The sequence below is a fragment of the Streptomyces sp. 2114.4 genome (genome assembly GCF_900187385.1).
GTDB classification, from domain to species: domain Bacteria; phylum Actinomycetota; class Actinomycetes; order Streptomycetales; family Streptomycetaceae; genus Streptomyces; species Streptomyces mooreae.
On record NZ_FYEY01000001.1, the window covers coordinates 3,296,493 to 3,309,117 of the forward strand.

14 protein-coding genes and 1 pseudogene are annotated in these 12,625 nt (G+C 69.6%); 8 read left to right on the plus strand and 7 right to left on the minus strand.

Annotated elements, in window-relative coordinates; genetic code table 11:
* Nucleotides 1-339 precede the first annotated feature (339 nt).
* The 4 genes from CFW40_RS14250 to CFW40_RS14265 all read left to right on the plus strand — a co-directional run bounded on the left by CFW40_RS14250 (nucleotide 340) and on the right by CFW40_RS14265 (nucleotide 3,088).
* Nucleotides 340-621, plus strand: coding sequence for a hypothetical protein (locus CFW40_RS14250; RefSeq protein WP_256331467.1), 282 nt, complete (start codon nucleotides 340-342; stop codon nucleotides 619-621).
* Nucleotides 618-959 (plus strand): hypothetical protein, encoded by a 342-nt coding sequence (locus CFW40_RS14255; RefSeq protein ID WP_088798281.1) that lies wholly within the window; start codon nucleotides 618-620, stop codon nucleotides 957-959. The genes CFW40_RS14250 and CFW40_RS14255 overlap by 4 nt, the downstream gene beginning before the upstream one ends.
* A gap of 710 nt (nucleotides 960-1,669) precedes the next feature.
* Nucleotides 1,670-1,843, plus strand: a complete 174-nt coding sequence (locus tag CFW40_RS37080; protein WP_176956499.1) for a hypothetical protein — start codon at nucleotides 1,670-1,672, stop codon at nucleotides 1,841-1,843.
* A 270-nt stretch (nucleotides 1,844-2,113) separates the two neighbouring features.
* Nucleotides 2,114-3,088: a hypothetical protein gene (locus CFW40_RS14265; protein WP_088798283.1), complete on the plus strand. Its 975-nt coding sequence runs from the start codon at nucleotides 2,114-2,116 to the stop codon at nucleotides 3,086-3,088.
* Here CFW40_RS14265 and hemC read toward each other — a convergent pair.
* From hemC to CFW40_RS14290, 5 genes and pseudogenes are all read right to left on the minus strand, one after another.
* Nucleotides 3,081-4,025, minus strand: coding sequence for a hydroxymethylbilane synthase (gene hemC, locus CFW40_RS14270; protein ID WP_088802115.1), 945 nt, complete (start codon nucleotides 4,023-4,025; stop codon nucleotides 3,081-3,083). The two genes, CFW40_RS14265 and hemC, sit on opposite strands and share 8 nt — an antisense overlap.
* Before the next feature lie 100 nt (nucleotides 4,026-4,125).
* Nucleotides 4,126-4,296 (minus strand): annotated as a pseudogene (locus tag CFW40_RS14275) (PTS sugar transporter subunit IIA); the annotation flags it as partial.
* Between the two features lie 235 nt (nucleotides 4,297-4,531).
* The gene (gene pfkB, locus CFW40_RS14280) at nucleotides 4,532-5,479 is read right to left on the minus strand and encodes a 1-phosphofructokinase (RefSeq protein ID WP_088798284.1); all 948 of its coding nucleotides are present in this window, start codon (nucleotides 5,477-5,479) and stop codon (nucleotides 4,532-4,534) included.
* Nucleotides 5,476-6,258 (minus strand): DeoR/GlpR family DNA-binding transcription regulator, encoded by a 783-nt coding sequence (locus tag CFW40_RS14285; RefSeq protein ID WP_088802116.1) that lies wholly within the window; start codon nucleotides 6,256-6,258, stop codon nucleotides 5,476-5,478. The genes pfkB and CFW40_RS14285 overlap by 4 nt, the downstream gene beginning before the upstream one ends.
* A gap of 249 nt (nucleotides 6,259-6,507) precedes the next feature.
* Nucleotides 6,508-7,509, minus strand: a complete 1,002-nt coding sequence (locus CFW40_RS14290) for an RNA polymerase sigma factor RpoD/SigA (RefSeq protein WP_088798285.1) — start codon at nucleotides 7,507-7,509, stop codon at nucleotides 6,508-6,510.
* Nucleotides 7,510-7,732: 223 nt separating this feature from the next.
* On the opposite strand from CFW40_RS14290, the gene CFW40_RS14295 reads away from it, so the two are divergent.
* Entirely contained in the window at nucleotides 7,733-8,440 is a 708-nt protein-coding gene (locus CFW40_RS14295) for a GNAT family N-acetyltransferase (RefSeq protein WP_088798286.1), read from the plus strand.
* 81 nt (nucleotides 8,441-8,521) lie between these two features.
* Nucleotides 8,522-9,106 (plus strand): hypothetical protein, encoded by a 585-nt coding sequence (locus CFW40_RS14300; RefSeq protein WP_088798287.1) that lies wholly within the window; start codon nucleotides 8,522-8,524, stop codon nucleotides 9,104-9,106.
* 84 nt (nucleotides 9,107-9,190) lie between these two features.
* Here the strand turns inward: CFW40_RS14300 and CFW40_RS14305 are convergent, their stop codons facing one another.
* The gene (locus CFW40_RS14305) at nucleotides 9,191-9,733 is read right to left on the minus strand and encodes a pyridoxamine 5'-phosphate oxidase family protein (protein WP_107440495.1); all 543 of its coding nucleotides are present in this window, start codon (nucleotides 9,731-9,733) and stop codon (nucleotides 9,191-9,193) included.
* A 269-nt stretch (nucleotides 9,734-10,002) separates the two neighbouring features.
* Here CFW40_RS14305 and CFW40_RS14310 point away from each other — a divergent pair, with 269 nt between their 5' ends.
* The gene (locus CFW40_RS14310; protein WP_088798288.1) at nucleotides 10,003-11,055 is read left to right on the plus strand and encodes a questin oxidase family protein; all 1,053 of its coding nucleotides are present in this window, start codon (nucleotides 10,003-10,005) and stop codon (nucleotides 11,053-11,055) included.
* Nucleotides 11,056-11,142: 87 nt separating this feature from the next.
* Here CFW40_RS14310 and CFW40_RS14315 read toward each other — a convergent pair whose 3' ends face one another.
* Complete coding sequence (locus CFW40_RS14315) at nucleotides 11,143-11,910, minus strand: class III extradiol ring-cleavage dioxygenase (RefSeq protein ID WP_088798289.1); 768 nt, start codon at nucleotides 11,908-11,910, stop codon at nucleotides 11,143-11,145.
* 179 nt (nucleotides 11,911-12,089) lie between these two features.
* Between CFW40_RS14315 and CFW40_RS14320 the strand changes: the two genes are divergently transcribed.
* On the plus strand, nucleotides 12,090-12,587 hold the full coding sequence (locus CFW40_RS14320; RefSeq protein WP_088798290.1) for a MarR family winged helix-turn-helix transcriptional regulator: 498 nt from the start codon (nucleotides 12,090-12,092) through the stop codon (nucleotides 12,585-12,587).
* The last annotated feature ends 38 nt before the right edge of the window (nucleotides 12,588-12,625 follow it).

Genomic DNA, 12,625 nt, shown 5'->3' on the forward strand with positions numbered 1-12,625 from the left:
GCGCCTGCCGAAGTGCCCCGAGAACACATCTGCGATGAGAGCCGGAATCGGCGGCTTGTCTCCTGCCCGTTCAGCCATCGACGTACGGCAGTCGCGTCAGGGTTGACGTGCCTGTGACCAGTCGCCATGGCCCGGGAGTGGACGCGTCGAGCTAGCTCGCCCTGACTCATCAGCGATCTTGCGAGTGCGTCAGCTAACAGGTGGTTCGGTTCTCTCACTGCTACGCCCATCCTTCCGACGACAGTTCAAGTGCCAGGGATTGCCACCCTGTTGAAGCTACCCCGCCCGGGTTGCCGGCAGTTGGCTTGTCTAGCAACTCAGACCCGGAAGGGGTGGCGGATGACTCTGCGTGAAACGGACCCGCAAAAGGTCAATGATGAGCGGCAGCAGACACCGACCGTAAAGACACTGCCTGATATTGGCCAGATCGTCCATGACACAGCCACCGGCAAGGTAGGCGAGTTCCGCGGCTTCCTCGGTGGCCGTTGGATGCTTCGACCACCCGGTGGTGGTGTCGAGTGGGAAGCGAATCCGGAAGCCGTTGAGTCGGCAGGCACCAGCGAGCATGTTCGCGCGCTGGCAGCGGAGCATAACGCCCGATGCCGAACCTTCCGTACATGATCATCGTCAGGGGTTACCGCACCCGAAAGGCGTACCAGCGCACCGCAGCGCTACGGGCCGCTTCATTGGCTCTGTACGACACCGAAAACGGTACGAACTTTCGCGCAGCGATCTTGAGTGGCGTAGAGGATGTGCCCCCGCCGGGCGCAGGCGAGCGGTTCCACGAGTGGTGTCTTCTGAGATTCTGCGGCATCCGCTCTGCGGTCTGGCGACTCCGCCAGGTTCTCAGCGCCATCAACAAGGAGCGAGCCATGCTCGCCGCGCTGGATCGGTTCGAGGCAGACCCCCAATACGCAGAAGCGTTGGCCCGGCTCCGAGCCGAGAGGGATGAGCGGTGAACAACGCAAGAGGTTCGACACGGGCCTACTGGTGCGAGGTCATTGCCGAGGGACCAGCGAACGGTATGTGGGTTCCGATCACGCTCGGCACGTGTCAAACGATCTCTCCGAAACTGGCGCTCCGATGGCTCCGCGGGCAGGCTCGCCGCATCGCAGACGGGCTTGATCCTTCCCCCGGATCCTCATGGATCAAGGGGCGTGTGCTCGTCTGCATTTCTTCCCAACTCGCGGATGCCTCAGTCGAGTTACGTCGGTGGTGCGCTGACGCCGAGTCGCAGCGGACCGCCCAACAACAGATCCGCGACGGTAGCCCCCTCACGTTCACAACGGCCGATCACACCGGGCGCTATTCGCTGACGGTCTGGCCCGTAGACATTCCAGCTCCCTCGTTGTCCTCCGACTGCGGACAGCCCGCCAGCACCCGTCGTGAGCACGCGCGCCACAGGAAGACGTGGCGCAAGTCGGGGTGGCTCATATCGCGTTCGGCGAGGTGAGCACCCCTTGGTCGCTCGAACTGGACGACAAAGCCCGCCTACTCGTCTAACGAGCGGCCTCATAGCTTCCGCCATCGCAGGGGACTTCCCGAGGGAGCCGGTAGCCCTCACGGCCGGTAGCCCACCGATGGCGGGTGCCCGTTCCGCTGTGACGGACGGACGGGCAACCCCGAGCCCATTCAGGCCGGGATCAATCGAGAGAAGGGGGGCCACGGCATGACCGTGACCACCGAGCCTGACACGACCGAGCACGAGACCGACCAGCCCGAGACGATCGGTACCGAGACCGAGACGCCCGCGCAGGACGCCGACACCGCCGACCAGGGCGACCAGGGTGACGGAGTCACTGCCGAGCCGACCGATGTCGTGGGTGCGCTGATCGCGGTGTAACAGCCCGTTTAGCTCCCTGCCCAACGGCAGGGTCATCCGGTGCGGTCCGGAACGCACCGGTGCAACCGCTGTCCCCCTGCGGGGACCACGGCGCGTGCCCATCCCTGCGGCAGACGTGCACAGGGAAAGAGCTGCACGCCTCCGCCCCGCACGCCCGACGAGGTGCCGCTAGGACGGTGAGGGACAGCACCAGCGGCCCCGAGTGGAGAGCAGCAGCGTTCACCGCTCGGGGCCGTTCACCTCTCCAGCCATCGAACCAAGGGAAGACACATGACCGTCATCGCACATCACCGCTCGCGAACGGCTGCCAGGGCAACAAGTCCGCTCCGAAGCCGGCAGGCGGTTCGGAACCTGTTGGAACCGCAGACACTCACCCCCGCCGACCTGTCCATGGTCCTGCTCGTCACTGAGGAGCCCGCCGACCGCCCCATGCCCACGGTCACCCTCGCCGGGATTCCCGCAGTGATCCGCGAGGCAGCGCGCCTTGGTATCCGGTCTGTGAAGTTGTTCGCCGAATCCTCCGGGCGAGACACCACCGGGGAAATCTCGCTCGCCCCCAGTTCCCTCATGGCACGAGCCGTGCACGCGTGCAAAGACACCGCACCAGCCCTGGCGGTCATGACGGAAACATGTCTCTGCTCTTACACCAGCGATGGGGCCTGCTACGTCACCGGCCGGAACGGGCGGCCCGACGTGCCCGCAACCATCGAGATCACGGCGGAGCAGGCAGTAGCCCACGCGGACGCGGGGGCGGACATCGTTGGTCCCGCGTCCATGGTGCTCGGCACGGTCGGGTGCGCACGTAAAGCACTCGACCAGTCGGGGCACGACGGGGTGTCGGTCATGCCGCACGTCATCTTCTGGTCGAGTCTGTACGACGGATTCCGACTCACGATGAATGCCACCCCGAAAGCAGGGGTCAACCGTGAGTTTCAGATCAACCCCGGGCGGGCCGACCAGTTCGTTGACACGGCCTTACGCATGGAGGAGGCCGGGGCCGACATGCTCCTGTTGGAGCCCGCACAGTTCACTGCGGATGTGCTCGCCACGCTCCGGAGCCAGACCCACGCGCCCCTGTTCCCGTTCTCGGTCTCCGGTGAGTACACGTCCATGACGCGTGTGGAGCCTGAGACGGGGAGGCGAGACGTGCGGCTACTGGTCGAACTGTTCACGATGCTCAAGCGGGCGGGGGCGAGCGGCAGTATCACGTACGCGGCACTCGATATCGCTCGTCAGCTCACCTAGCCGCGAGAGCGGCCCGTACGGCGTCCAGGATCGAATGCGCGCCCTGGTCAATGAGCATCGCGGCCAGGGCCGCACCGAGCTTTTCCGGCTCGACAGACGGACCAATCAGCGTCTCAGAAATCTGCTCGGTACCGTCCAGCGAACTGACCTGCCCGAACAGCCTGAGTTCCCCGTGCGGCAGCATCTCGCCGTAAGCGCCCACAGGCACACTGCAACCGCCGTGCAACTCTGCGAGTAGCGTGCGTTCCGCTCTGATCTCCGCGTCAACGGCCGTGTCACCGACTGTGGACAGGATCTCGCGCAATGGGGCAGAGGATTCGTCCGTACGCACCTGAATCCCCAGTGCTCCTTGGCCGGGGCTGGGCGGAAACAGGTCGAGCGGCAGCAACTCGCCGATTGCGTCGTCTAGGCCGAGCCGGCGGATCCCCGCAGCGGCGAGAACTACCGCGTCGAGCCCTTCCGTTTTAATCTTGTTAAGGCGGGGCGGAACGTTCCCCCGAATCGGCACGACCTCAAGATCGGGGCGTACGGCGAGAAGCTGCGCGATGCGCCGCGGGGCACCGGTTCCGACTTTCGCGCCCTTCTTCAATCCGGCGAGGGTCGAACCGCACAGCGCATCGCGTACGTCCGCGCGTCCTGGCGGAGGCAGGAGCATGAGCCCCCGCGGGTTCGTCGTAGGGAGGTCTTTCAGCGAGTGCACGATCACATCTACGTCCCCACGGGACAAGGCCGCTTCCTGCTCGGTGCTGAAGGCGGATCCGCCGCTGACCGCCGAGACATTCGAGAGCAGCGACTTACGGTCCTTGTCGCCCCCCTCCAGAATCACGCGATGCGTGAAAGTGGCGTCCGGGAACTGCTCGCGAAGCGGGCGCAGGTATTCACGGACTTGAGCCTTGGCGAGGTTGCTCGCGCGCGAGCCGACTAGGTACTGAGCCACAGTGACCACTCTCCGAACCTGACAGGGTGTCACCAGGCTAGGACTAGACCCGTCGTGCTCATGCAGACACGGGGTCGGCATAGCGCTGTGATCGCTGCCCCAGACCGGTCGGCATCTGGGCCTCCCGTGCGGCCACGTCCGCGAGGAAGCCCTCCAGGTCGGTGACGCGGCCGTGGGCGGCCATCCGCTCGGCCAGGGACCGTGCGGCGGCGTCCTTCGTTTCTGCGGACAGGTCGAGGTCGACCAGTTCCGCGGTGATCAGCTCACTCATCGCGGGCTCCCTTGCACGCGGCACCGCCGTACGGGCGGTGGGGACGGATCGGAGGGGGCGGCTGAGACGCCTCCCGGCATGGGCCGAGGGCGGGAACGGGGGGCCGCGAAGGACCAGGGGGCCGCACGGGGCCGGGAGGTGACAGGAAGCCAGGAGGCCGCAGGGAGCCGGGAGACGGTGGGGGACCGGGAGGCCGAGGGGGACCGGGAGGCCGAGGCGACAGCAGACGCGCCCGTCACGGCACCGGCTCCGTCAGCACCCGGTGGAGCGGCACCGCATCGGTGGTCGTGACCGCCGAGGTCTCCAGATCGGCCGGCGTCGGCATCAGGCTGCCGGGCAGCTGGACGGCGGCCGCGCCATGGGCCAGTGCGGCGGCCAGCGCCATCGGTCCCGTACCGCCCGCGGTGAGGAAACCCGCCAGTGCGGCGTCGCCCGCGCCGACATTGCTGCGGACGGCGGCGACCGGGGCGCTGCCGAAGTAGGCGCCCTCGTCGTCGATCAGGAGCTGGCCGTCCGCCCCCAGGGAGGCCAGTACGGCGCGGGCTCCCCCTGCGCGCAGCTCCTCGGCGGCATTGACCGCATCGCCGAGGGTCGCCAGCGGCCGGCCGACGGCCTGCGACAGCTCCTCGGCGTTCGGCTTGATGATGTCCGGCCGTTCGCGCAGCGCCGCGGTCAGCGACGGGCCCGAGGTGTCCAGGGCTATCCGGGCGCCCGCGCGGTGGGCGCGGGCCACCAGCTCCGCGTACCACTCGGGCGCCAGACCGCGCGGCAGACTGCCGCAGCAGGCGATCCAGTCGGCCCCCACCGAACGCTCGCCGACCGCGCTGAGCAGGGCCTCCGCCTCGTCCGCTGTCAGCTCGGGCCCGGTCGCGTTGATCTTCGTCAGGGTGCCGTCGGGTTCGGCGACCGAGATGTTGGAGCGGGTCTGGCCGGCCACCTCCACCTGCGCCACCTCGATGCCCTCGGCGCCCAGCAGAGCGGCCAGCGCCGCACCGGCCGGACCGCCCAGGGGCAGTACGGCCAGGGTGCGGTGCCCGGCGGCGGCGACCGCCCGCGAGACGTTGACGCCCTTGCCGCCGGGGTCGATCCGGTCGGCGGTGGCCCGGAGCACGGCCCCGCGGTCCAGCGCCGGGATCTCGTACGTACGGTCCAGGCTGGGGTTGGGGGTGACGGTGACGATCATGCGCGTACTACTTCCGTGCCCGCGCGTTCGATGGCGAGGGCGTCGTCGGGGCTCAGGCCGGTGTCGGTGATGAGCAGGTCCACGTCCGACAGCTCACCGAAGCGGGCGAAGTGCTGCTGCCCGAATTTGGCGGAGTCGGCGAGGAGAACGACGCGGCGGGCGGCGGCGATCAGTGCCCGCTTGACGGCGGCCTCCGCGAGGTCGGGGGTGGTCAGGCCGCCGTCGAGCGAGAAGCCGTTGGTCGCGAGGAACAGCACATCGGCGTTGATATCGCGGTAGGCGCGCAGCGCCCAGTCGTCGACCGCGGCCCGCGTACGGTGCCGGATCCGCCCGCCCACGAGGTGGAGGGTGAGCCCGGGGTGGTCGGCCAGCCGCGCGGCGACCGGCAGGCCGTGGGTGACGACGGTCAGCTCGGCCTCCAGCGGGATCTCGGCGGCGAGCCGGGCGGCGGTCGTACCGGCGTCCAGAATGACGCTCCCGGAGCCGGCCGGGCGGCCTTCGCCACCGGGGAGCTCGGCGAGCGCGGCCCGCGCGATGCGCTGCTTCTCGTCGGCGGCGACGGCGTCCCGCTCGGCGAGGTCGGGCTCGAAATCCAGCCGGCCGGCCGGGATGGCCCCGCCGTGCACCCGGCGCACCAGACCTGCTCGGTCCAGGGCCTTCAGATCACGCCGCACGGTCTCGGCGGTGACCTGGAACTCCTCCGCGAGGGAGAGCACATCGACCCGGCCGCTCTCACGGGCGAGCCGCAGAATCTCCTGCTGGCGCTCCGGTGCATACATCAGCGTGTCTGTCCGTTCCATGCCCGAACCTGTGGTTTCGACGCGATGCTACGGCGATGGATCCGGGAAGTAAACACAAATGGACTTCATGCAGACTCAAACAGACATCAGGGAGGGCCGAGCCACCTCCCCGCGGTCCTACGCCCCCCGGACACAGCAGAGCCCCGACGCCACGAAGGGCACCGGGGCTCGTCCTCTACAGGCACAGGCCTCACCAGGGATGTCGATGCGCGTGACGGCGCGCACCCGTTATGCGGCGGCGTCGAATCCCGTGTCACGCGCCATCCGCTTCAGCTCCAGCAGGGCATGCTTCTCGATCTGCCGGATCCGCTCGCGGGTCAGACCGTGCTGCTTGCCGACCTCGGTCAGCGTGCGCTCACGGCCGTCCTCTATGCCGTAGCGCGCCTTGATGATCGAGGCGGTGCGGTGGTCGAGGCGGTCGATCAGATCCTCCAGCTCCTCGCTGCGCAGCAGCGTGAGCACGGACTGCTCGGGCGAGGCCGCGGAGGTGTCCTCCAGCAGGTCGCCGAACTGGGTGTCGCCGTCGTCGTCCACCGACATGTTGAGGCTGACCGGGTCGCGCGCCCAGTCGAGTACGTCGGTGACGCGGGCGGGCGTGGAGCCCAGCTCACCGGCGACCTCCGCCGGCTCCGGATCACGGCCGTTCTCGCGGTTGAACTCGCGCTGCACCCGGCGGATCCGGCCCAGCTCCTCGACGAGGTGCACGGGCAGCCGGATCGTGCGCGACTGGTCGGCGATGGAGCGGGTGATGGCCTGGCGGATCCACCACGTCGCATACGTCGAGAACTTGAAGCCCTTGGCGTAGTCGAACTTCTCCACGGCACGCACCAGACCGGCGTTGCCCTCCTGGATCAGGTCCAGCAGGGGCAGCCCGGCACGGGGGTAGCGACGGGCGACCGCGACCACCAGGCGGAGGTTGGACCGGATGAAGACGTCCTTGGCCTTCGCGCTCTCCTCCACCAGCGCCTCGAGCTCCTCGCGGCTGGCGGCCGCGGCATTGCCGTCGGTGACCTCGCCGTCCAGGATCTGCTGGGCGTAAACGCCCGCCTCGATGGTCTGGGACAGCTCCACCTCCTTGGCGGCGTCGAGCAGTGGCGTACGCGCTATTTCGTCGAGGTACATGCCGACCAGGTCGCGGTCGGCGATCTCCCCGCCTACGGCGCGAACGCTGTGGGCCCCGTCAGAAGCGCTGCTGCTTTCCTGACGACGGGCGACGGCACGGGTTGCCATGCGTGTGCTCCCTTTGCGATGTTGGGGTCTCCCCTGCTCGAGCGAAGCCGAGAGCTTGGGGAAGGTCGCGGGACGGTGGGCGGGCCGGAAGGGGCATCGAAACCGATGCTCACGTAGCGACCCGTCCGAAGGAAACAACGGCTGGAATCCGGACAGAATTCCCACGCCGCCCCGCTATTTTTCTGATCATGCAGTACCCTGCGCGCCCAACTACGGAGGTCACATGCTGCGTGAGCAGGGAGAAGTGCAGGTCAGGGCGGGCGCGGAAGCTGACCTTCCGGCCCTTACGGATCTTTACAACCACTACATCCGTGAGACGTGTATCACCTTCGACCTGGAGCCCTTCGCCCCCGACCAGCGCCGCCCGTGGCTGCTCTCCCACCCCCAAGACGGCCCCCATCGCCTTCTGGTTGCCCAGGAAACGATAGATCACACGAAAAACCCGCATAACGGACCAGTGAGCGAGGCGCGAGCCGGGGCTGCGGCACCCGTGGCGCGGGCCGGGTCTGCGGCCCCCCTCACCGGCCGCCCCGAAGGCATCGAAGGCCCCGGAGGCGCGCTGCTCGGCTATGCGACCAGCAGCGCATTCCGCCCGAAGGCGGCCTACGCCCCTTCCGTCGAGGTCACCGTCTACTGCGCCCCGCACGCCGCCGGCCGCGGCATCGGCACGCTGCTCTACACCTCCCTGTTCGAGGCGCTGGCCGACGAGGACGTCCACCGCGCCTACGCCGGGATCACCCAGCCGAACGAGGCGTCCACGCGCCTCCACACCCGTTTCGGCTTCCGGCACATCGGCACGTACACGGAGGTGGGCCGCAAATTCGGCCGCTACTGGGACGTGGCCTGGTACCAGAAAGACCTGGGCCGAGCGCGGACCGAGCCGGGGCCGGGCCTGCCTCGCCCCGGCTCCGCGACCCGGCGTTCCGGTTGACGCGGACCGCCCCCGGGTGTCGCCTGGTGAGGAGGGTCAGCGGGACAGCGAGGCAGCGGGACGCACCGAGAGGAGCCCGTCATGGACCAGCACGCTCACCGGCACGGCGCAAGGGCCGCCCGCTCACACGGCACCGTCGACGTGGAACACGGCGCGACGGCGGACACCCGGTCCCGCGCCCCGCAACGGGCGCCGCGACCGGCCGGCAGGGCAGGCATGGCGGAGCGGGCCGGGCACGTCCCGGCGACCGTCTCGCTGCCGATCGTCACGGCCCTCGCCTTCGGCCTCTTCACCGTCTTCCGCACCCACACCGACGGCACCAAGGGCGGCCCGGCCATGCTGTACGGGCTCGCCGCGTTCGTGGTCTCCGGGGCGCTCGGGCTGGTGGTGGCCCACTTCCAGTCGTCAATGATCACCGAGACCCGGGCCCTCGCGTACGGCGCGCTCTTCGGCTGCTCGATGGGCTGGGTCTACAGCCTCGGCGGGGAATCGGTCCTCAAGTCGTCCGCCTTCGGCCTCACCTTGGGCGCCGTGATGTTCGTCGCCGCCCTCTACGTCTTCCGCACCCACCGCGTACGCGAGCCGCACGGCAGACACCGGCTCCACCAGGCCCACCGACCCCACCAGGGCGACAGGGAGCGCGGCCTCCCCGTGGCGACGCACTGAGGTGGCCGCCCACTGAGCCGACCGGGCAGGCGCCGGGGTGCCCCGGAGCCGGAGCACCCCGAGCGACCCTCACCACGCCACCCGTCACGCCATCCGTGGCGTCGCATCGTCCGACCTCCGCCGGATGGTGCGCAGCGGCCGCCCCGGCACCCAGCTCTCCAGCACCACATACGGATCCTCGACGGACGTGTGCAGCACCTCCGTCAGCTCCGCCCGGAAGAGATGAAACGGCTCCGGCGGCTTCACCACCGCCGCATAGCGCGCGACCGCCTCGGGGTCCGTCACCTCCACCGCCCGCCCGGAAACCCGTACGTCACCTCCGGACAGGTCGGTGCCCGGCCCCGGATTGGCATGCAGCGAGAAGCGGGGGTCGCGCCGCAGGTCAAGCACCTTGCGCGAGCCCACCATCATGCCCAGCCACAGCTCCCCGTAGCGGAAATCCGCCTCCAGGCCGGTGAGCCGCGGCCCGCCGTCCTTGCGCAGGGTCGCCAGAACGTGGTGCCGGTACGCCCCGAACCGCTCCCGCACCCGCCCGGCGAACTCCGGCACCGCCGCCTCGACCACCGACCAGCCGACCGCCCCGCCACCGTCACCGACCGCGCCGCCACATGTGTACTCACTCGTCATGACGGCACTCTCCCGCCCATACCTGACACCTTCTGTCCGGTTAAGAACGGCAGGAATCAGGAATACGGACGGCCGGCCTTCTCGGGTCCCCGAAGGTGGCCCATCAGCCGCGGCCCCACCGGCCTTGCCGCCCCCTATGGCCTTACGACCAACGGCGTAGACCGGAAGACGGCCTCCCGGGCAGGGCCGGCGATGTAGGCCGGAAGGCGGCGGCCGGCTGGGCCGGGAGTCGGTTCCGCGCGCCGTCCCGGTGCTCCTAGCCTCCAGCCATGGAGACGATCACCGGCACACTTGACGAAGCCCTGCTGCGCCTGCACGCATCCGGCCCCGAGTTCCGGGGCTTTCTGAGCAATCACGGACCGATGGCCGTGGAAGCCATGGTCCGCAACGGCCGGGCCCGCACCGTCCACCGCTGGCTCGACGCCTACACGGCCAAACTGGAGGACGTACCGAGCGCTCGCACCCGTATCACCCCCGCCAACTGGCGTGCGGCGCTGGGCGATCCGAGCCGGGTCACCGACTGGACCGCCTACTTCACCGACCAGATCACCGAGCGGCCCTGGCGCGAGCTCCTCGCCGTATGGTGGCCGCGCCTGCTGCCCGGCATCGCCGGCGCCGCCACCCACCCGGTGATCCGTGTGGGCCATGCCGTACGCACCCTGCTGACCGACGGTGCGGACGCGGCGCGGCTCGCGGAGTTCGCCCATGCCCTGGGCTACTGGGCCGCCCGCCATCTGCCCCTGCCCGCCGCCGTACACCCCGCGGGCAGCGCCACCCCGGCCGAAGCGCTGGCCGCCCTCCCGCGGATCGCCGACCAGGGCGTGACGCCGGTGGACGGCTACGCCCAGCTCCCCGGAACTCCGGCGTGGTTGAGCACCGTCGAGTCTCTGCACGTCCCCACGGACCCCGAGGCCGTACGCGCGGCCCTGACCGGCCTCGTGCGCGCCGCCACCCTCAACTACGCGGACTACGGCCACGGGAACGGCATCATGCTGGTGCACGCCGCCACCGCACCGAACGCGGTGCTGCGCACCCTCCCCGCGCTCCCCCGAGACCTCTGGGCGAGCTCGTTCGCGGTGGCCTGGGCGGCAACCTCGGCGATCACCGCGATCTACGCCGCCGAGACCCCGCGCCCGGCCCCGGATGCCGCCGCCTCGGTCGCGCCCGAAGAGGTCTTCGAGCGGGCGGTCGCCCATGGCAACGAACATGCGATCAAGTTCGCCGACACCGCTCTGGACGTGGCCGCGATCTCCGAGGACGGCGATACCCGCGCCCTGTCGGCAGCCTTGAACGCCCTCACGCTGATCGACGAGGACGAGTGACGGACGGCCTGCGGGCGACTCCCGAACCGCACCGCCCGCGCCCCCGCCCAGGGCGCCGGCGCCCCCGCCCCCTCAGCGCCCGCCCTCTCACCCGAACTGCACCGACCGCTTCGCCAGCCCCATCCAGAACCCGTCGATCACACTGCGCCCACGGTCCAGTTGGGCATGGGCATCCGCGGCGCCCAGGGTCACGAACAGCGGGGCGAAGTGCTCGGTGCGGGGATGGGCCAGCCGGCCGGCCGGCGCCTTGTGCGCGAAGTCGAAGAGCGCGTCGAGGTCCTGGGCGTCCAGGGCCCGGCGCCCCCAGTCGTCGAACTCCGCCGACCACGCCGGCGGACCGCCGCCGTCGTGCCGCAGCGCGGCCAGATTGTGCGTGAAGAAGCCACTGCCGATGATCAGCACGCCCTCCTCGCGCAACGGTGCGAGCTTGCGCCCGATCGCATGGAGCCGACGCGGATCGAGGGAGGGCAGGGAGATCTGGAGCACGGGGACGTCGGCGTCCGGGAACATCTCCACGAGCGGCACATACGCGCCGTGGTCGAGCCCCCGGTCGGGGATGTCCACCACGGGCATGCCCGCCGTCCGCAGTGTCTTGCGTATGCGCTCGGCCAACTGCGGTGCCCCGGGGGCCGGGTAGCGCACCTGGTAGTAGTGCTCGGGGAAGCCCCAGAAGTCGTAGACCAGCGGCACGGTCGTGGTGGCGCCGAGCGCGAGCGGCACCTCCTCCCAGTGCGCGGAGACGATCAGCACGGCCCGGGGACGCGGCAGCTGCGCGGACCAGGCGGCGAGCTGGCCCGGCCACCACGGGTCGTCGGCGAGCGGCGGCGCACCGTGACTGAGATAAAGAGTCGGCATTACGGACATCGCAACCCCACAGCGTCACACTGGTCAGTAGTCGGTGCGCGTGACGCTTCGGCCACCACACCCCCCACGATGCTTGAAGCTTCAAGCGTCGGCTTTCAGGGTAACCCGGCATGACAACCGGGCGTTGTTAAATATTAAATAACTCTCCGAGTGGTGAGAGAGTGGATGGTATGAGCATCGAACCCGCAACTGAGCCGCGATGGCTCAGCGACGAGGAGCAATTCGCCTGGCAGTGCTACCTCCACGCCACCACGCTCCTGGAGGACCACCTCGACCGCCAGCTGCAGCGGGACGCCGGGATGCCGCATGTCTACTACGGCCTCCTCGTCCAGCTCTCCCGTGCACCGCGGCGCCGGATGCGGATGACCGAGCTGGCCCAGAACGCCAAGATCACCCGTTCCCGGCTCTCGCATGCGATCGCACGGCTGGAGCGGAACGGCTGGGTGCGGCGCGAGGACTGCCCGTCCGACAAGCGGGGCCAGAACGCCCACCTCACGGACGAGGGCATGCGGGTCCTGGAGAAGGCCGCCCCCGGTCATGTCGCCGCCGTACGCGCCGCGATCTTCGACCGGCTCTCCCCGGAGCAGATAGGCCAACTCGCCGAGATCTGCCAGGTCATGACCGAAGGGCTGCAGCCGAAGGGCGCCGACCTCCCCTGGCTCCGCTGACCGGCGGCCGACGGAGCCGGAGAAGGCCGGCGGCCGTG